The 17,700-nt window shown below is 71.8% G+C and carries 17 protein-coding genes; 11 read left to right on the top strand and 6 right to left on the bottom strand.

The features are described from left to right. The first annotated feature begins 303 nt into the window (after nt 1-303). Nucleotides 304-777, top strand: coding sequence for a DNA-binding protein (locus tag ACWFRU_RS18225; RefSeq protein ID WP_453688079.1), 474 nt, complete (start codon nt 304-306; stop codon nt 775-777). Between the two features lie 16 nt (nt 778-793). Here ACWFRU_RS18225 and ACWFRU_RS18220 read toward each other — a convergent pair whose 3' ends face one another. Continuing rightward, nucleotides 794-1,279, bottom strand: a complete 486-nt coding sequence (locus ACWFRU_RS18220; protein ID WP_453688077.1) for a GNAT family N-acetyltransferase — start codon at nt 1,277-1,279, stop codon at nt 794-796. Nucleotides 1,280-1,296: 17 nt separating this feature from the next. On the opposite strand from ACWFRU_RS18220, the gene ACWFRU_RS18215 reads away from it, so the two are divergent. After that, nucleotides 1,297-2,076, top strand: a complete 780-nt coding sequence (locus ACWFRU_RS18215; protein ID WP_453688075.1) for an SGNH/GDSL hydrolase family protein — start codon at nt 1,297-1,299, stop codon at nt 2,074-2,076. Between the two features lie 36 nt (nt 2,077-2,112). On the opposite strand, the gene ACWFRU_RS18210 is transcribed toward ACWFRU_RS18215, so the two are convergent. Both ACWFRU_RS18210 and ACWFRU_RS18205 read right to left on the bottom strand, forming a co-directional pair. Then, entirely contained in the window at nt 2,113-2,613 is a 501-nt protein-coding gene (locus tag ACWFRU_RS18210; protein ID WP_453688073.1) for a hypothetical protein, read from the bottom strand. A gap of 118 nt (nt 2,614-2,731) precedes the next feature. Next, nucleotides 2,732-3,082 carry a hypothetical protein gene (locus tag ACWFRU_RS18205; RefSeq protein WP_453688072.1) on the bottom strand — a complete coding sequence of 117 codons (351 nt, stop codon included), beginning with the start codon at nt 3,080-3,082 and terminating at the stop codon, nt 2,732-2,734. Nucleotides 3,083-3,217: 135 nt separating this feature from the next. On the opposite strand from ACWFRU_RS18205, the gene ACWFRU_RS18200 reads away from it, so the two are divergent. Beyond that, nucleotides 3,218-3,622, top strand: a complete 405-nt coding sequence (locus tag ACWFRU_RS18200; protein ID WP_453688070.1) for a DUF4259 domain-containing protein — start codon at nt 3,218-3,220, stop codon at nt 3,620-3,622. 141 nt (nt 3,623-3,763) lie between these two features. Next, a complete protein-coding gene (gene purB / locus ACWFRU_RS18195; protein WP_453688068.1) occupies nt 3,764-5,206 on the top strand; it encodes an adenylosuccinate lyase in 1,443 nt (480 codons plus the stop codon). A 5-nt stretch (nt 5,207-5,211) separates the two neighbouring features. On the opposite strand, the gene ACWFRU_RS18190 is transcribed toward purB, so the two are convergent. Then, nucleotides 5,212-5,922 (bottom strand): DedA family protein, encoded by a 711-nt coding sequence (locus ACWFRU_RS18190; protein ID WP_453688066.1) that lies wholly within the window; start codon nt 5,920-5,922, stop codon nt 5,212-5,214. A gap of 135 nt (nt 5,923-6,057) precedes the next feature. On the opposite strand from ACWFRU_RS18190, the gene ACWFRU_RS18185 reads away from it, so the two are divergent. Together ACWFRU_RS18185 and ACWFRU_RS18180 are read left to right on the top strand one after the other, a co-directional pair. Further along, complete coding sequence (locus ACWFRU_RS18185) at nt 6,058-7,194, top strand: sensor histidine kinase (RefSeq protein WP_453688064.1); 1,137 nt, start codon at nt 6,058-6,060, stop codon at nt 7,192-7,194. Further along, on the top strand, nt 7,194-7,829 hold the full coding sequence (locus ACWFRU_RS18180; protein ID WP_453688302.1) for a response regulator transcription factor: 636 nt from the start codon (nt 7,194-7,196) through the stop codon (nt 7,827-7,829). The genes ACWFRU_RS18185 and ACWFRU_RS18180 overlap by 1 nt, the downstream gene beginning before the upstream one ends. Nucleotides 7,830-7,853: 24 nt before the next feature. Here ACWFRU_RS18180 and lysA read toward each other — a convergent pair whose 3' ends face one another. Together lysA and ACWFRU_RS18170 are read right to left on the bottom strand one after the other, a co-directional pair. After that, complete coding sequence (gene lysA / locus ACWFRU_RS18175) at nt 7,854-9,194, bottom strand: diaminopimelate decarboxylase (RefSeq protein WP_453688062.1); 1,341 nt, start codon at nt 9,192-9,194, stop codon at nt 7,854-7,856. 49 nt (nt 9,195-9,243) lie between these two features. After that, a complete protein-coding gene (locus ACWFRU_RS18170) occupies nt 9,244-9,612 on the bottom strand; it encodes an SAV_915 family protein (RefSeq protein ID WP_453688060.1) in 369 nt (122 codons plus the stop codon). A gap of 459 nt (nt 9,613-10,071) precedes the next feature. On the opposite strand from ACWFRU_RS18170, the gene mutA reads away from it, so the two are divergent. From mutA to ACWFRU_RS18145, 5 genes are all read left to right on the top strand, one after another. After that, complete coding sequence (gene mutA, locus ACWFRU_RS18165) at nt 10,072-11,922, top strand: methylmalonyl-CoA mutase small subunit (RefSeq protein ID WP_453688058.1); 1,851 nt, start codon at nt 10,072-10,074, stop codon at nt 11,920-11,922. After that, nucleotides 11,922-14,132 carry a methylmalonyl-CoA mutase gene (gene scpA, locus ACWFRU_RS18160; RefSeq protein WP_453688056.1) on the top strand — a complete coding sequence of 737 codons (2,211 nt, stop codon included), beginning with the start codon at nt 11,922-11,924 and terminating at the stop codon, nt 14,130-14,132. The genes mutA and scpA overlap by 1 nt, the downstream gene beginning before the upstream one ends. Nucleotides 14,133-14,134: 2 nt before the next feature. After that, nucleotides 14,135-15,139, top strand: a complete 1,005-nt coding sequence (gene meaB, locus ACWFRU_RS18155; RefSeq protein ID WP_453688054.1) for a methylmalonyl Co-A mutase-associated GTPase MeaB — start codon at nt 14,135-14,137, stop codon at nt 15,137-15,139. 85 nt (nt 15,140-15,224) lie between these two features. Next, the gene (locus ACWFRU_RS18150; protein WP_453688052.1) at nt 15,225-16,466 is read left to right on the top strand and encodes an alpha/beta hydrolase family protein; all 1,242 of its coding nucleotides are present in this window, start codon (nt 15,225-15,227) and stop codon (nt 16,464-16,466) included. Between the two features lie 139 nt (nt 16,467-16,605). Further along, on the top strand, nt 16,606-17,685 hold the full coding sequence (locus ACWFRU_RS18145; protein ID WP_453688051.1) for an enoyl-CoA hydratase/isomerase family protein: 1,080 nt from the start codon (nt 16,606-16,608) through the stop codon (nt 17,683-17,685). The last annotated feature ends 15 nt before the right edge of the window (nt 17,686-17,700 follow it).

Raw genomic sequence — 17,700 nt, 5'->3', positions numbered from 1 at the left:
GACGAGATCACACAGAAACCGGTTGCACCGGCGCTGGTCGGCGACGGCCGGGACTCCGGTCAGGACTGGGGACGGCTGCCGTGGTTGGCCGCGTGCTTACGGCGTGCCTTCTTCTTACGACGTCGCTTCGATGACATGTGTTTCCCCTCTCGCCGGGTGTGCCAGGAGTGGCATTTCAGATGTTTTCCACCGTTTCATACGGGACCTCGTGCGGCGACTGGGGCGCATTACGACCACACGGGCAAACACAATGTTCACAATGCTTCATTGACAGCATCGCGTGTGCCGCCCATGCTGGACGTCATGAACACGACCCCCGAGCAGCAACGCGCCGAGACCGACGACCCCTTCAGCCCCACGCACCCGGACCAGGTGCGTGCGGGTCGCGCCCCCGCCGCCCTGTTCCGCATCGCCGAGCGGCACGCGGCCACCGATGAGCAGCGGCGCCGGCAGGTCCACGCCACGATCGTCGGTCCGTACGAGGCGGCGCGGCTCGTGACGTTCCTGCTGACCGGGGTCGCGGACCGCGAGGAGGGTGAGCCGGAGGTCGACCAGGCGGACATCACCGCGGCGCTGACGCTCATGCCGATGGCCCGCACCGAGATGGACGAGGTGGAGGCCGGACTCCTGCAGATGGCGCGAGGACGCGGCATGACCTGGCCGGAGATCGCGTTCGGCCTCGGCCTCGGCACACCGCAGGCGGCCAGGCAGCGCTACGAACGCCTGGTGGGCCGCACGACGATCGCCGACTCGGAGACCACACCCCCGAGCCCCTAGCCGCGACCGCTACCCCTTAAGGAAGCCCCGCACCCCCATGCCGGAGCCAGGTATAGCTGACGGGCTGCGGGGCGTTCCACTCCGCGGCCAGAGCGGGGTCGACGGGCAGGAATCCGGCCCGGTGATAGCAGCGCAGGGCGGCGGTGTTGGCGGGGTGGACGCGCACGAAGATCTCTGTGTATCCGGCCCGCAGTGCCTGCTCGGCCAGCCCCCGCACCAGCCTCCGCCCGACGCCCCGTCCCCGGGCGCCCGGCGCCACGATGACCCGGGCGAGTTCCGCCTCGTCCTCCTCCTCGTCGCACCACACCTCCCCGTAGGCGAGGAGCGTCCCGCTCGCGACCAGGACATGAGCGCGCACGTCGGGGTCCTGCTGCCATCCGGCCACCAGGTCCGCCGCGACGGGGAAGTCACGCGACCCGCACCACAGGGCGACCTCGGCGGCGGAGGCGGGCCAGCGCGCCACCGTGGCCGCGTCCGCCACGGCGAAGGGTCGAAGCTCCATGTACGATCGCTCCCGCCATGCAGATGAATGCCAACTACACCAGTCTCGTCGCGGTCGGCGACTCCTTCACCGAGGGCATGTCGGACCTGCTGCCCGACGGCAGCTACCGCGGCTGGGCAGATCTGCTCGCCGCCCGGATGGCTGCCGCCTCCCCCGGATTCCGGTACGCCAACCTCGCGGTACGCGGGAAACTCATCGCGCAGATCGTGGCCGAGCAGGTGGACGTCGCGGCCGCCATGCAGCCCGACGTGATCACCCTGGTGGGCGGCCTCAACGACACCTTGCGCCCCAAATGCGACATGGTCCGCGTCCGCGACCTCCTGGAGGAGGCGGTCGAACGCCTCGCCCCCGCCTGCAAGCAGCTGGTCCTGATGCGCAGCCCGGGCAGGAACGGTCCGGTGTTCCAGCGATTCCGCCCGCGCATGGAGGAACTCTTCGTCCACATCGACGAGTTGGCGGCGCGGCACGGCGCCACGGTCGTGGACCTGTACGGATCGGCCGCGCTCGGCGACCAGCGCCTGTGGGACGTGGACCGGCTGCATCTGACGGCCGAAGGCCACCGCAGGGTCGCCGAAGCGGTGTGGCAGTCCCTCGGCTACGCCCCCGAGGACGACTGGCAGACCCCCCTCCCGCCCCCGGTCCCGCCGAACTGGGGCGCGCGCCGCGTGGCGGACATCCGCTTCGCCAGACAGCACCTGGCCCCTTGGATAGCCCGCCGCCTGACAGGCCGCTCCTCAGGCGACGGCCTCCCACCCAAACGCCCGGACCTCCTGCCTTGGGAGGACCCGCGGCCTTAGGCGCGCCGCTCGCGCGGCGGGCGGTCGCGGCGCGGCCTACGTGCTCTCCCTGGCCGTGTCCGCGAAGTCGGCCAGGCCCTGGGCGAGGGCTTCCATGGCCTGGGTGAAGGCTTGTAGTTGGTCGGGCGGGGGCGGGGTCGGGGTCGTGCTCCAGCGGGTGATGAGTGTCAGAGGGGCGGCGACCAGGTCCGTCGTGCGTACCGCCTGTCTGTAGACCCGGCGGGGGCCTGCCAGCATCAGGACCGCGTGCTTCGTGATCAGCTCGTGGTACTGGGCGTCGATGTCCGCGGCGCGGGCGCGGGCCGTCGCCGGGTCGAGTGGCTCGTAGAGGTCCGTCGGGTCCGGGCGGTGGTGGCGGCCGATGTCGACCAGCGCCATGCGGATCTGCGCCACCAGGGTGAGGTAGGCGAGGCACGCCTCCTGCCTCGCCTTGTTCTTGTGCAGGCGGGACGCCGACATCGCCGTGACGAGCGCCGCCGTCCCGGTGGCGACCGCCCCCACCGCCGCGCCGAGAACGGCCGCCAGTCCTTGATCCATCCCCAGCCCCCGTACCGACCCCGTCACGCCCCCCGCGCATCAGGCGTCACAGCATAGAGCGGCGCGGGCGGGGGGGCCCCCCCAGGGGTGGCCCGCCCGCGCCGTAGGGTCGTGCGTCCTACTCCTCCACCTCGTCCTCGAAGTGCAGGGCGATGGACTGCAGTACGTCCGCCGACGTCACATCGGTGCGTCCCTCGTCGTGCGCCTCCGCCAACTGCGCGAAGGAGAAGGCGAAGGCCGACGTGATCTGCTCGATGACCGGGCTCAGTTCCCGGCCCACCACCTCGGCGACCTCCATCGCGGTGGCATCGGCGGGGATCTCGATGCGCGGCAGCATCTCCTCCAGCATCGCGCCCACCGCGCCGCTGGGTTCGACCTCGCCGTCCGGGTTCTCCCGTACCTGTCGGCGCATCTCGATCGCCTCGGTCAGGATGCCGACGACTCTTTGGATGATCTCGCGCTGCTCCATGTGGTGAAGCCTAGACGTAGGTGGATCAACGGGAGTTGCGGCACAGCCGGGCACCGGCGGATGTCAGTGCTCGATGACACGATGCCCGGAGCTGGACAGGACGATGCACGACACGGGACGAAAGCGGGAATGACCATGGGTACTTGGGATGTCGGGCCCTTCGACAACGACACCGCGGCGGACTTCTGCGGAGAACGCGACGACGCCCCTGCCGAGGACCGACTCGGTCTCGTCCGGGCCGCTCTGGACGACGCCGCCGCCGAGGACGGAGAGCTGGACGCCGACGTCGCCGAGACGGCCGTGGCCGCCGCCGCCCTGGTCGCCGCGCAGTGCCCGGGCGGCGAGCCCGCCGACCCCGTCTACGGACCGGAGCAGCCCATACCCGACCTCCTGTCGCTCCGCGGCCCCGCACACCAGGCCCTGGACCATGTGCTGGCCGAGGGCTCGGAGCTGCTCGACCTCTGGGAGGAGTCCGACGGGGAGCCCTGGCGCAAGGGAGTCGAGGGGTTGCGGCGCGTGCTGCTGCCGGTGGGCGAGTAGCCGCCGTCGTCGCGGGAGGCCCGGTCTCGGCCCACGTCACTCACCCCGCGCCACGCCTGGATGATGCTCCAACGAACCCGCGCTTTCCGGACTGTACGGACGGTCAAAGAGCAGGTCGGACGGCAGGTAAACTCCGTACACGTGACTGTCGCGCCTGCAAAGCCCCGTATTCCGAACGTCCTCGCCGGGCGTTATGCCTCCGCCGAGCTCGCCACCCTCTGGTCGCCCGAGCAGAAGGTCAAGCTGGAGCGTCAGCTCTGGCTCGCCGTCCTGCGGGCGCAGAAGGACCTGGGGATCGAGGTCCCGGATGCTGCCCTCGCCGACTACGAGCGGGTTCTGGACGACGTCGACCTCGCCTCGATCGCCGAGCGCGAGAAGGTCACGCGCCACGACGTGAAGGCCCGCATCGAGGAGTTCAACGCGCTCGCCGGGCACGAGCAGGTCCACAAGGGCATGACCTCCCGCGACCTGACCGAGAACGTGGAGCAGCTGCAGGTCCGCCTCTCCCTGGAGCTGGTGCGCGACCGCACGGTGGCTGTGCTCGCGCGGCTCGGGAAGCTCTCCGGCGAGTACGCCGAGCTGGTCATGGCCGGCCGCTCCCACAACGTCGCCGCGCAGGCGACGACCCTGGGCAAGCGCTTCGCGACGACCGCCGACGAGCTGCTCGTCGCGTTCCGCCGCGTCGAGGACCTGCTGAGCCGCTACCCCCTGCGCGGCATCAAGGGCCCCGTCGGCACGGCCCAGGACATGCTCGACCTGCTCGGCGGCGACGCCGACAAGCTCACCGAGCTCGAACAGCGCATCGCCGGTCACCTCGGCTTCGACCGCGCCTTCACCTCGGTCGGCCAGGTCTACCCCCGCTCCCTGGACTACGAGGTCGTCACCGCCCTGGTGCAGCTCGCCTCCGGCCCCTCGTCGCTGGCCAAGACCATCCGTCTGATGGCCGGGCACGAGCTCGTCACCGAAGGCTTCAAGCCGGGCCAGGTCGGCTCGTCCGCGATGCCGCACAAGATGAACACCCGCTCCTGTGAGCGCGTCAACGGCCTCACGGTCATCCTGCGCGGCTACGCGTCGATGACCGGCGAGCTGGCGGGCGACCAGTGGAACGAGGGCGACGTCTCCTGCTCGGTCGTACGCCGTGTCGCCCTGCCCGACGCGTTCTTCGCGCTGGACGGGCTCCTGGAGACCTTCCTGACCGTGCTCGACGAGTTCGGCGCGTTCCCGGCCGTCGTCGCGCGTGAGCTGGACCGCTACCTCCCCTTCCTCGCCACCACCAAGGTCCTGATGGCCTCGGTGCGGGCGGGCGTCGGCCGCGAGGAGGCCCACGAGGCCATCAAGGAGAACGCCGTCGCCTCCGCGCTCGCCATGCGCGAGCAGGGCGCCGAGCGCAACGAGCTCCTCGACAAGCTCGCCGCGGACTCCCGCATCCCGCTGGACCGCGCGGAGCTCGACGCCCTCATGGCCGACAAGCTGTCGTTCACGGGCGCGGCGAGCGACCAGGTCGGCGTCGTCGTCGCGCAGATCGAGGCCCTGCTCAAGGAGCACCCCGAGGCCGCGGCCTACGCGCCGGGGGCGATTCTTTAGGGCTCTCAGCGGGGGCTTCCCGTGCTGCGGGTGCGTCGTTGCTTGTCGCGCGGTGCCCCGCGCCCCTTCAGGGCGCGCACCCGCAGCGCCACAAAAATCAGCGCCGCCAGTGCCGCCGCCGCGAGAACGCCCTTGGAGTACACGCCCACCAGGTCCGCGACCTGGTGCCAGCGTGCTCCGAGGGCGTGGCCGATCAGGATGAAAACGGCGTTCCAGATGAGGCTGCCCGCGGTCGTCAGGGCGAGGAAGACAGGCAGGCGCATCCGCTCCACGCCCGCCGGTACCGAGATCATGCTGCGGAAGACCGGGATCATCCGGCCGAAGAAGACCGCCTTGGTGCCGTGCCGGGCGAACCACTTCTCCGTGCGGTCGATGTCGGACGCCTTCACGAGCGGGAGGCGGGCCGCGATGGCCACGGTGCGGTCCCGGCCGAGCAGCGCGCCGATCGCGTAGAGCGCGAGCGCGCCGATCACCGAACCCGCCGTGGTCCAGAGCAGGACCGTGATCAGGCCGAACTTGCCCTGATTCGCGGCGAACCCGGCGAGGGGCAGGATCACCTCGCTGGGCAGGGGCGGGAACAGGTTCTCCAGGGCGATGGCCGCTCCGGCGCCGACGGCGCCGAACGAGTCCATGAGATCGGCGGCCCAGCCCGCGACACCGCCGGCAGGGGCTTCATTCGGGGCGGCCGAGGCTTCGTACGCGGCAGTGAGGATCATGCACTCGACGCTACGGAAGGCGTGGGGCACGACGGTATGAGGGCGGCCACACACGTCATGTGCGGTGGACCGCAGGGCGGCCTTGTGGTTTTCCGCAGTCCCCGCGGGTCGGCCGTTGGGCTAGCGTCATCGATCATGCGTACGCATCTCCAGCGCTGGCTCAGGGTGACCGTCGGCGTCCTCGTCGGCGCCATCACCGGCCTCGTAGAGCTGGCCTTCGCCCTGGTGGCCGGACTGTGGCTGCTCGCCACCCTGGGGCGGCGCACCGGGCGCGGCGCCGAGGCCCGGATCGTGGACGGAGCGCGGCGGCTGGCCGATCTGGAGCGGCGGCGCATGACCGCCTTCTTCGGCACCGAGCTGGCCACGCCGCCGACCGGCCTGCCCGCCGTGAACTACATCGCGTCGCGCTGGGCGATCGGGCTGCTCGGCGGTGTCGTGCTCGGCTGCGCGCTGCTCGGGGCGGGTTACGCCTCGCTGGCGGTGTGGGGCTGGTTCGTCGCCGACATCGACTCCCCCGCCACCTTGATCCTCTCCTCGGTCGGCGGCCTCTTCCTGTTCTACCTCTGTGTGCAGGGCACATACGGCGTCGCGCTCGCCGACGAGCGGCACGCCCGGCGGTACCTCGGCCCGAACGACGGGCAGCTCATGGAGCGCAGGATCGGCGAGCTCGTCGCGAGCCGTGCCGGGGTGGTGGAGGCCGTGCACGACGAGCGGCGGCGCATCGAACGCGATCTGCACGACGGCGTCCAGCAGCGCATCGTCGCCCTCGGCATGCTGCTCGGCAGGGCCCGCCGCGCCTCCGAGCCCCAGAAGTCCGCGCGGCTCCTCGCCCAGGCGCACGAGGAGACCCAGCAGGCCCTGGTCGAACTGCGCGAGGTCGCCTGGCGCGTCTACCCCGCGACCCTCGACGAGGGCGGCCTCGCCGCCGCCCTGGAGACGGTCGCCGAACGGGCCGCGATCCCCGTACGGCTGCACTGCGACCTGCGCGAGACGCCGCCGCCGACCGCCCAGGCCGTGGCGTACTTCGTCGCCGCCGAAGCCGTCACCAACGCCGTCAAGCACTCCGGCGCCACCCTCGTCACCGTCCACGGCGAACGGCGGGGTGCCGTGCTGCACCTGCGCGTCGAGGACAACGGGCGGGGCGGCGCCGACCCGTCCGGCAGCGGTCTGCTCGGGCTCGCCCGGCGCGTGGCCGCCCTGGACGGCACCCTCACCGTGGAGAGCCCCTCCGGTGGGCCCACCCTCATCACCGCGGAGCTCCCATGCGCGTAATGCTCGCCGACGACTCGACGCTGCTGCGGGAGGGCCTGGCCCGGCTCCTCGTGGACGAGGGGCACACCGTCACGGCCTCGGTCGGTGACGCGCGGGCGCTGCTCGCCGCCGTGGCCGAGGACCCGCCGGACGCCGCCGTGATCGACGTACGGATGCCGCCCACGCACACCGACGAGGGGCTGCGGGCCGCGCTGGAGATCCGGGCGAAGTGGCCTGGGACGAGCGTGCTCGTGCTGTCGCAGTACGTCGAACGCCGTTACGCGACCGAGCTGTTGACCACCGCGACCGAGGGTGTCGGCTATCTGCTCAAGGACCGGGTCGTCCAGGTCGACGAGTTCCTGGACGCGCTGGAGCGGGTCGCCTCGGGCCAGACGGCCTTCGACCCGGAAGTCGTACGGCAGTTGCTGACCCTCAGCAGTCACACCGACCCGCTCCAGCGCCTGACCCCGCGTGAGCGCGAGGTGCTCGGCAAGATGGCGCAGGGGCACACGAACGCGGCGATCGCCGGCCAGTTGCACGTCTCGCAGAGCGCCGTCGAGAAGTACATCAACGCGATCTTCGACAAGCTGGAGCTGACCGGGACGACCGGGTACAGCCGCCGCGTGCTGGCCGTCCTGCGCTATCTCGGGTCCTGACCGGCCGCCGCGCGGGGCTGGGGCCTACAGGCCGACATCCCTGCTGCGGAAGTCCTCCAGGGACTCGCGCCGCACCAGGAGCCGTGCGTGCCCGTCGGTGACGGCCACCACGGGCGGGCGCCCGACGAGGTTGTAGCCGGACGCCATGGACAGGTGGTACGCCCCGGCCACCGGCACGCCCAGGATGTCTCCCGGCCGTACGTCGCCCGGCAGTTCGATGTCGGAGGCGAGCACGTCGCCTGCCTCGCAGTGCCGCCCGACGACGGTCACCGGCGCGGAAGGGACCGTGGAGTGCCGGCCGATCAGACGCGGCGCGTACCGCACGCCGTACAGCGCGGGCCGCGGGTTGTCGCTCATCCCGCCGTCCACGGCGACGAAGGTGCGCCCGCCCGTGCGCTTGACGGCGAGCACGCGGTAGAGGGCCACTCCGGCGGGGCCCGCGATGGCGCGCCCCGGTTCGATGAGCAGCCTGGGCACCGTGAGTCCGGCCGCCGCGCAGCTCGCGGTCAGTTCGGCGCGCACCGTGCGGGCGAGGGCGGTGATGTCGAGTGCTTCCTCGCCGGGGCGGTAGGCGATGCCGTGGCCGCCGCCGAGGTCCAGTTCGGGGAGGGTGACGCCGTGCTGCTCCTTGACGCGGGCCATCAGGCCGACCAGTCGGCGTACGGCGGCCAGGAACGGCTTCTCGGTGGTGATCTGCGAGCCCAAGTGGCAGTGCAGTCCGCCGAGTTCGAGTCCGGGCTGGCCGAGGATGCGGGCGATGGCGTGCTGCGCGGAACCGTCGGTGATCGACAGGCCGAACTTCTGGTCGTCGGTCCCCGTGCGGATCTTGGCATGGCCGCCCGCCGCGATGCCCGGCACCACCCGGACCAGCACCTTCTGGCGACTGCCCGGCGGCACGGCGGCGGCAAGACGTGCGATCTCGGAGGCGCTGTCGATCACGATGCGCCCGACGCCGAGCCGCAGCGCGGCCTCCAGGTCGTGCGGACTCTTGGCGTTGCCGTGCAGCACGATGCGCTCGGCGGGGAAGCCCGTGGTGACGGCGAGCTCCAGCTCCCCGGCGGAGCAGACGTCGAGCCCGAGCCCTTCCTCCGCCACCCAGTGGGCCATGGCGCGGCACAGGAACGCCTTGGCCGCGTAGTGCACTTCGGCGTCGGGGAAGGCGTGCAGGTAGGTGCGGCAACGCGTGCGTACGTCGCCTTCGTCGATGAGGTACGCCGGGGTGCCGAAACGCCCGGCGATCTCGGTGAGCGGTACACCGCCGACGGCGAGGTCGCCGTGGGGCAGCCGGGCGGTGGACGCGGGCCAGACGGACAGGTCGTCGTCAGCGGTGGCGTCGGTGGTCAGGGGGTCGTACAGGGTGGTCACGGCAGTCTCTCTTTCGCCTCGTCCTCGTTCCGCATCCGCATGCCGCAGGTCAGCCGATCCGGGCGGTCAGCGCGCCGGCCGCGCGCGGGTCCCACTCGCGCCAGGCGGGTGTCGGCCGCCGGGGCGCGCCGACGGGGTGCGCGGCGAGACGTGGGTCGAGGGTGACCTCGCGGACGCCGAGCGGCTCGGTGAGGGTGCGCAGCGCGGGTTCCGAGAGCCTGATCCAGGCCTGGCGGTCGCCGAGGGCCGCGCTGAGCCGCTGGGGCGTGGTGAAGGCGACGGCGGTGCGGCCGCCCACGGGGGTGCGGAACAGGCGGGCGACGCAGCCCGCGGGTCCCGGCCGGACGGGGACGAAGAGCGGTCCGGCCGGGCCGGGTTCAGAGGGCTCGGGGTCCTCGCCGCACTGGGTTTCTGCCATGGGGTTCCTCCTTGAGCATCCTGCTGCTCGATGGTCCTGCTGCTCGGTGATCCTGCTGCTGTGAGCTGTCGCCCGGCCCGGGGCCGGACGAGGTCCCGGGGGGCCATGTGGTGACGCTATGCCCGGCATCAGGTGCCGACCGAGCCGTCATGACGCGACGTTGACGCAGGGGCGACCCACGTTGACGAGGGCTTGACGCCCCGCACATCTGTCGCAGACGGCTCGCTCTTCCGCGGGGCGATCGCGTCACCGCGGCTCTCGCCGTGCGTCGACCGCGACACGACCGAGGGCGTCTTCAGGGCCTCTGGCCTGGAATGACTCCGGAACGGGGAGGGAAGGGCACGGATCACGCCCCGCCGTAGCCGTCCGCTCGTTTGAGATCAAGAGAGTGCGGGAGAGGCCAAGGTCACAGCCCTGGACGGCACCGAGTGCCAGGGGTTGCGCCCTAGCATCATGCCCATGACGGTCCTGCCTGACGACGGGCTTTCCCTGGCCGCCGAGTTCCCTGATGCGACCCATGAGCAGTGGCAGCGCCTGGTGGAAGGCGTGCTGCGCAAATCGGGTAAGGACGTATCGGGGCCGGCCGCCGAGGAAGCGCTGTCCACCGCACTCGAGGACGGGCTCAGCACCCGCCCCCTGTACACCGCCCGTGATGCCGCGCCTGACGCCGGTTACCCGGGTTTCGCCCCCTTTGTCAGGGGCGGCGCCGCCGCGGGCAGTGCCGCGGCCGGCTGGGACGTACGGCAGCGGCATGCGACCACGGACCCCGCCGGTACGAACGAGACCGTGCTCGCCGACCTGGAGAACGGCGTCACCTCGCTGTGGCTCGGCGTCGGTCCCGGCGCGCTCCCGGTCTCCGGCATCGAGCGCGCCCTGGAGGGCGTCTTCCTCGACCTGGCGCCGGTCGCGATGGACGCGGGCGCCGAGTTCGAGCCCGCGGCACGCGAGTTGTTCCGGCTGTACGAGGAGCGGGGCATCCCCAAGGACTCCGCGCGCGGCACGCTCGGCGCGGACCCGCTCGGCCACGAGGCCCGCACCGGCGAGCGGCTCGACCCGGCGGCCGCGATCGAACTGGCCCGGCTGTGCGGCCAGGAGTACCCGAACCTGCGCGCGCTGACCGTCGACGCCCTGCCGTACCACGAGGCGGGCGGCTCGGCCGGGCAGGAGCTCGGCGCCTCCCTCGCCACGGCGGTCGCCTACCTGCGCGAACTGACCGAGGCGGGGCTCACCGTCGAGGCGGCCTGCGCCCAGCTCGAGTTCCGGTACGCCGCCACTGCCGATCAGTTCCTGACCATCGCGAAGCTGCGGGCGGCCCGGCGGCTCTGGGCCCGCGTGGCCGAGGTCTGCGGCGCACCGGACGCGGGGGCCCAGCGCCAGCACGCCGTGACCTCGCCGGTGATGATGTCGCGCCGCGATCCGTGGGTGAACATGCTGCGCACGACGGTGGCCTGCCTCGGCGCGGGCGTCGGCGGCGCCGACTCCGTGACCGTGCTGCCCTTCGACCACTCGCTCGGCCTGCCGGACGCGTTCGCGCGCCGCATCGCCCGCAACACCTCGACGATCCTCCTGGAGGAGTCGCACCTCGCCAAGGTGATCGACCCGGCGGGCGGCTCCTGGTACGTGGAGCGGCTCACGGACGAACTGGCCCACGCGGGCTGGGAGTTCTTCCAGGAGATCGAGCGCGCGGGCGGCCAGGCCGCGGCCCTGCGCTCCGGCCTGATCGGCGAACGCCTCGCCGCCACCTGGGCGAAGCGCAGCGAGAAGCTGGCCAAGCGGCGCGAACCGATCACCGGTGTCAGCGAGTTCCCGAACCTGACGGAGCGTCCGGTCGAGCGCGAGGCGTCGCCCGCAGAGGCTACGGGCGGTCTGCCGCGCGTGCGCCGCGACGAGGCGTACGAGGTCCTGCGCTCCCGCTCGGACGCGCACCTCGCCTCGACGGGGGCCCGCCCCCGGGTGTTCCTCGCCGCGCTCGGCCCGGCCGCCGCGCACACCGCGCGGGCCTCCTTCGCGTCGAACCTCTTCCAGGCGGGCGGCATCGAAGCCGTGCACGACCCGGTGACGGTGGACGCGGCGACGGCCGCCGAGGCGTTCAAGGCCAGCGGCGCCACGGTCGCGTGCCTCTGCTCCAGCGACGCGCTGTACGAGGAGCAGGCCGACGAGGTCGCCGCCGCGCTCAAGTCGGCGGGCGCGCTGCGGGTGTTCCTCGCGGGACGGCCCGCCGAGCGCCCCGGCGTCGACGCGTACGTCTTCGCGGGCTGCGACGCCGTGTCCGTGCTCTCCTCCACCCTCGACCACATGGGAGTGGCGTAATGGCGATCCCCGACTTCTCCGGCGTCGGCCTGACGCCGGATGCCACGTCTGAGTCCTCCGCCGTCTCCAAGGACCAGTGGCGCAGCGCCGTCAAGGAGACCACCGGGAAGGCCGACGACGACCTCCTGTGGGAGACCCCGGAGGGCATCGCGGTCAAGCCGCTCTACACGGGCGCCGACCTCGAAGGCCTCGACTTCCTTCAGACGTATCCGGGTGTCGCGCCCTACCTGCGCGGCCCCTACCCGACGATGTACGTCAACCAGCCCTGGACGATCCGCCAGTACGCGGGATTCTCCACCGCCGAGGAGTCCAACGCCTTCTACCGCCGCAACCTCGCGGCCGGGCAGAAGGGCCTCTCGGTCGCCTTCGACCTGCCCACGCACCGCGGTTACGACAGCGACCACCCGCGGGTGACGGGCGACGTCGGCATGGCGGGCGTGGCGATCGACTCGATCTACGACATGCGTCAGCTCTTCGACGGCATCCCGCTGGACAAGATGACCGTGTCGATGACGATGAACGGCGCGGTGCTCCCGGTGCTCGCGCTCTACATCGTGGCCGCCGAGGAACAGGGCGTACCGCCCGAGAAGCTGGCCGGGACCATCCAGAACGACATCCTCAAAGAGTTCATGGTCCGCAACACCTACATCTATCCGCCCAAGCCCTCGATGCGGATCATCTCCGACATCTTCGCGTACACCTCGCAGAAGATGCCGCGCTACAACTCCATCTCGATCTCCGGCTATCACATCCAAGAGGCCGGTGCGACGGCCGACCTGGAGCTCGCGTACACCCTCGCCGACGGCGTGGAGTATCTGCGGGCCGGTCAGGAAGCGGGCCTGGACGTGGACGCGTTCGCGCCGCGGCTCTCCTTCTTCTGGGCCATCGGCATGAACTTCTTCATGGAGGTCGCCAAGCTCCGCGCGGCGCGCCTCCTGTGGGCGAAGCTGGTCAAGCAGTTCGACCCGAAGAACCCCAAGTCGCTCTCGCTGCGCACCCATTCACAGACCTCGGGCTGGTCGCTCACCGCGCAGGACGTGTTCAACAACGTCACGCGTACGTGTGTCGAGGCGATGGCGGCGACGCAGGGCCACACCCAGTCGCTGCACACGAACGCCCTCGACGAGGCGCTCGCCCTGCCCACCGACTTCTCCGCGCGCATCGCCCGCAACACGCAGCTGCTCATCCAGCAGGAGTCGGGCACGACGCGCACGATCGACCCGTGGGGCGGCAGCGCGTACGTCGAGAAGCTGACGCACGACCTGGCGCGGCGCGCCTGGCAGCACATCGAGGAGGTCGAGGCGGCGGGCGGCATGGCGCAGGCCATCGACGCGGGCATCCCGAAGCTGCGCGTCGAGGAGGCCGCGGCGCGTACCCAGGCCCGCATCGACTCGGGGCGCCAGCCCGTCATCGGCGTCAACAAGTACCGCGTGGAGACCGACGAGCAGATCGACGTCCTGAAGGTCGACAACTCCTCGGTGCGCGCCCAGCAGATCGCCAAGCTGGAGCGGCTGCGCGCGGAGCGCGACGAGGCGGCCTGCCAGGACGCGCTGCGGGCGCTGACGGCGGCGGCCGAGCGGGACCCCGGTCCGGGCCTGGAGGGCAACCTCCTCGCGCTGGCGGTCGACGCGGCCCGCGCGAAGGCCACGGTGGGCGAGATCTCGGACGCCCTGGAGGCCTCGTACGGGCGGCACGCGGGGCAGATCCGTACGATCTCCGGTGTGTACCGCACCGAAGCAGGCTCGTCCCCGTCCGTGGAGCGCACCCGCACCCTTGTGTCCTCCTTCGAGGAGGCCGAGGGTCGCCGGCCGCGCATCCTGGTCGCCAAGATGGGCCAGGACGGCCACGACCGCGGCCAGAAGGTCATCGCCACCGCTTTCGCCGACCTCGGCTTCGACGTGGACGTCGGCCCGCTCTTCCAGACCCCGGCGGAGGTCGCGCGCCAGGCGGTGGAGGCGGACGTGCACATCGTCGGCGTCTCGTCGCTCGCCGCCGGGCACCTCACGCTCGTACCGGCGCTGCGTGCGGAGCTGGCCGCCGAGGGCCGCGAGGACATCATGATCGTCGTGGGTGGTGTGATCCCGCCGCAGGACGTGCCGACGCTCCTGGAGATGGGCGCCGCGGCGGTCTTCCCGCCCGGCACGGTGATCCCGGACGCCGCGTACGACCTGGTGAAGCGGCTGGCGGCCGACCTCGGCCACGAGCTGTGAGCATGGCGGCGCCGCGGATCGACATCGACGCGTACGTCAAGGGCGTACTCGACGGGAAGCGGGCGCAGATCGCGCGCGCCATCACGCTCGTCGAGTCGACCCGGCCCCAACACCGCGCGCTGGCGCAGGAGTTGCTGACCCAGCTGCTTCCGCACAGCGGGCGGGCCCGGCGGATCGGCATCAGCGGGGTGCCCGGGGTGGGCAAGTCGACGTTCATCGACGCGCTCGGCACGATGCTGACCGGGCTCGGGCACCGGGTCGCGGTCCTGGCCGTCGACCCCTCGTCGACCCGGACGGGCGGCTCGATCCTCGGCGACAAGACGCGGATGGAGCGCCTGGCGGTGGACCCGGCGGCGTTCGTGCGTCCGTCGCCCACCGCCGGGACGCTCGGCGGGGTCGCGAAGGCGACGCGCGAGTCGATCGTGGTGATGGAGGCGGCGGGCTACGACGTGGTGCTCGTGGAGACGGTGGGCGTGGGCCAGTCGGAGACGGCGGTCGCGAACATGGTCGACTCGTTCCTGCTGCTTTCCCTCGCCCGTACCGGCGACCAGCTCCAGGGCATCAAGAAAGGCGTCCTGGAACTGGCGGACGTCCTCGCCATCAACAAGGCGGACGGCCCGCACGAGCGTGACGCGCGCTCGGCGGCGCGTGAACTGGCGGGCGCCCTGCGGCTGATGCACCCCGCGGACGCGGCCTGGACTCCCCCGGTGCTCAGCTGCAGCGCGCGCGAATCCAGCGGCCTGGAGGAGGTCTGGGACCGCCTCGAACAGCACCGCGCGCTCCTCGACTCGACGGGCCGCCTCGCCGCCAAGCGACGCGATCAGCAGGTCGACTGGACGTGGACGATGGTGCGGGACGAACTCCTGGACCGGCTGCGGGGGCACGCCCAGGTCCGAGACCTCGCCCCTGAGCTCGAACAGCGGGTACGCGAGGGCACGTTGACGGCCACGACGGCGGCCGAGCGGATTCTGGAGGCGTTCCAGGGGGGCGAGGGCCAGTCGGCCTGACGCTTGAAACCCCCTACGAAAGTAGGGGGTTGCTCCCCACCTTCGTCGCTGCCGGAGGCTCGCCGCGGTTCATAGTCTTCAGGGCATGATCAGAATCCGCACACGGCGCAACGCCGTCACCGCCCTGCTGTCCCTCGCCCTCCTCACCCCTGCCGTGACGGCATGCGCCGAGGAGGGCGGCGCGTCATCGGCAGGTGAGGCTTCCCCTTCTCCCACCGCGTCCGAGCTGGCTCTGCCGCGCCCCTCCGGGCCCCACGCGATCGGCCGGGACACCCTCCATCTCGTGGACGACGAGCGCCGCGACCCGTGGGTGCCCTCGGCGGGGTCCCGGGAGCTGATGGTGTCCGTCTTCTACCCGGCCCGGCAGGGCGCGGGCGACGGGGGCCGTGCTCCGTACCTGACGACCGAAGAGGCCGAACTGCTCCTGAAGGGGCAGAAGCTGGACAAGCTGTACGACGCCGGGCAGCTGACCTCCGTCCGCACGAACGCCCGCGCCGCCGCCCGCCCCGCCGGGGGCAAGCACCCGCTGATCGTCCTCTCCCCGGGCTTCACGCTGCATCGCGCCACTCTCACCACGCTCGCGGAGAACCTGGCGTCCCACGGCTACCTCGTCGCTCTCGTCGACCACGCGTACGAGTCCTTCGGGACCGCCTTCCCGGGCCGTAAAGGCTCGTCGCGCATCCGTACCTGTGTCGCGTGCGAGAAGGTCGAGGAGGCGCCGAACGGCGACGCCGGAGAGAAGAAGATGCTGGCCAAAGCGGCGCGGAACCGGGCAGCGGACATCTCCTACGTCATCGACGAGCTGACCGGACGCTCCCGCCCCGGTGACCGTCGGCACCCCGACTACGCGGCGCTCATCGACCCCCGGCGGATCGGGGCGGCCGGTCACTCGCTCGGCGGCAACGCGGCGGCGGTGGCCACCGGAACGGACCACCGCGTCCGCGCCGCCGCCAACCTGGACGGCACGTTCTTCGCCCCGGTCCCGTCCGCCGGCACGGGACGCCCCGCCCTCATGCTCGGCACCCTGAAAGACCACAATCCCTCCGCCGAGGACACCACTTGGCCGCGCCAATGGCACCGTCTGCACGGCTGGAAGCGCTGGCTGACGGTCGCGGACTCCGGGCACCTCACCTTCACCGACCTGCCGATCCTCGGCGCTCAGCTCAACAGGACCGACCCGTCGGCCCCGCTCTCCGGCAAGCGATCGGGAGAGATCACCACCGCATATGTGACGGCGTTCTTCGACAAGCACCTCACCGGCAAAGACCGCCCCCTGCTGAACGGCCCCTCACCGACAAACCCGGAGGTCACCTTCCACTCGCCTTGAGAAAGGAGGCACAACCCCGCCCCGGCCGTGGCCCCCTCCGTCGCCCGGCCGAGCCAGGACGTAGATTCGATCTGTGCGGGCGCAAGCCGTCATGTGCCGGCAGGTCGAATCATCCGTCGTCGAAGGAGCCATCTGTCCCATGTCCACCGCTGACTTCGACGAAGCTCCCGTTCTCCTGCGCACCCACGGTCGCGCGGGGCACATCGTCCTCAACCGGCCCCGCGCCATCAACGCCCTCAACCACGCCATGGTCCGGCTGATGGACGACGCTCTCGCCGAGTGGGAGCGGGATGACGCCGTCGGTGTCGTCGTACTGACCGGGGCCGGCGAGCGGGGGCTCTGCGCCGGGGGTGACATCCGGTCCATCCACGACGACATCCGTGCGGGTGGCGGTGCCGCGTCCCTGGCCTTCTGGCGTGACGAGTACCGGCTCAACGCCCGCATCGCCCGCTTCCAGAAGCCGTACGTGGCCGTCATGGACGGCATCGTGATGGGCGGCGGGGTCGGCGTATCGGCGCACGGCAGCGTGCGGATCGTCACCGAGCGCTCCCGGATCGCCATGCCGGAGACGGGGATCGGCTTCGTGCCGGACGTCGGCGGTACGTACCTGCTGTCGCGGGCACCCGGCGAACTCGGCACCCATCTCGCGCTGACGGGCTCGGCGGTGGGCGCGGGCGACGCCCTCCTGTGCGGTCTCGCCGACCACTACGTTCCCTCGGAGCTGCTGACGGAGTTCACGGCCGCGCTGGGCGGCGCCGACGTGAGCGAGGTGATCGCGGAGTACGCCATCGCCGCGCCCGAGGGCGAACTCGCGGCCCACCGTGCTTGGATCGACGCCTGCTATGCCGCCGATTCCGTGGGAGAGATCGTCGACCGGCTTTTCCAGTCCGGTGACCACGCCGCCAAACAGACGGCCGAGAGCATCCTCTCCAAGTCCCCGACCTCCCTCAAGGTCACTCTCGCCGCCCTGCGCCGGGCCCGCGCCCTCACCTCCCTGGAGGAGGTGCTCGACCAGGAGTACCGGGTGTCGGCCACCGCCATCGCCGCGCCGGACATGGTCGAGGGCATCCGCGCCCAGGTCGTCGACAAGGACCGTGACCCGCACTGGTCCCCCGCCGAACTCACGCAGGTGAGCGACGCGGAGGTGGCCCGGCACTTCGCGCCGCGCGTCGGCGACGAACTCGGCCTCGCCGCCGGGCCGGGCCCTCGGCGCCCCTGATCCGGACGCCGCGTC

The sequence above is a fragment of the Streptomyces sp. NPDC055099 genome (assembly GCF_053607685.1).
The sequence above is the reverse complement of the archived record's forward strand: the minus strand, read 5'-3'. Positions and strand labels throughout refer to the sequence as shown.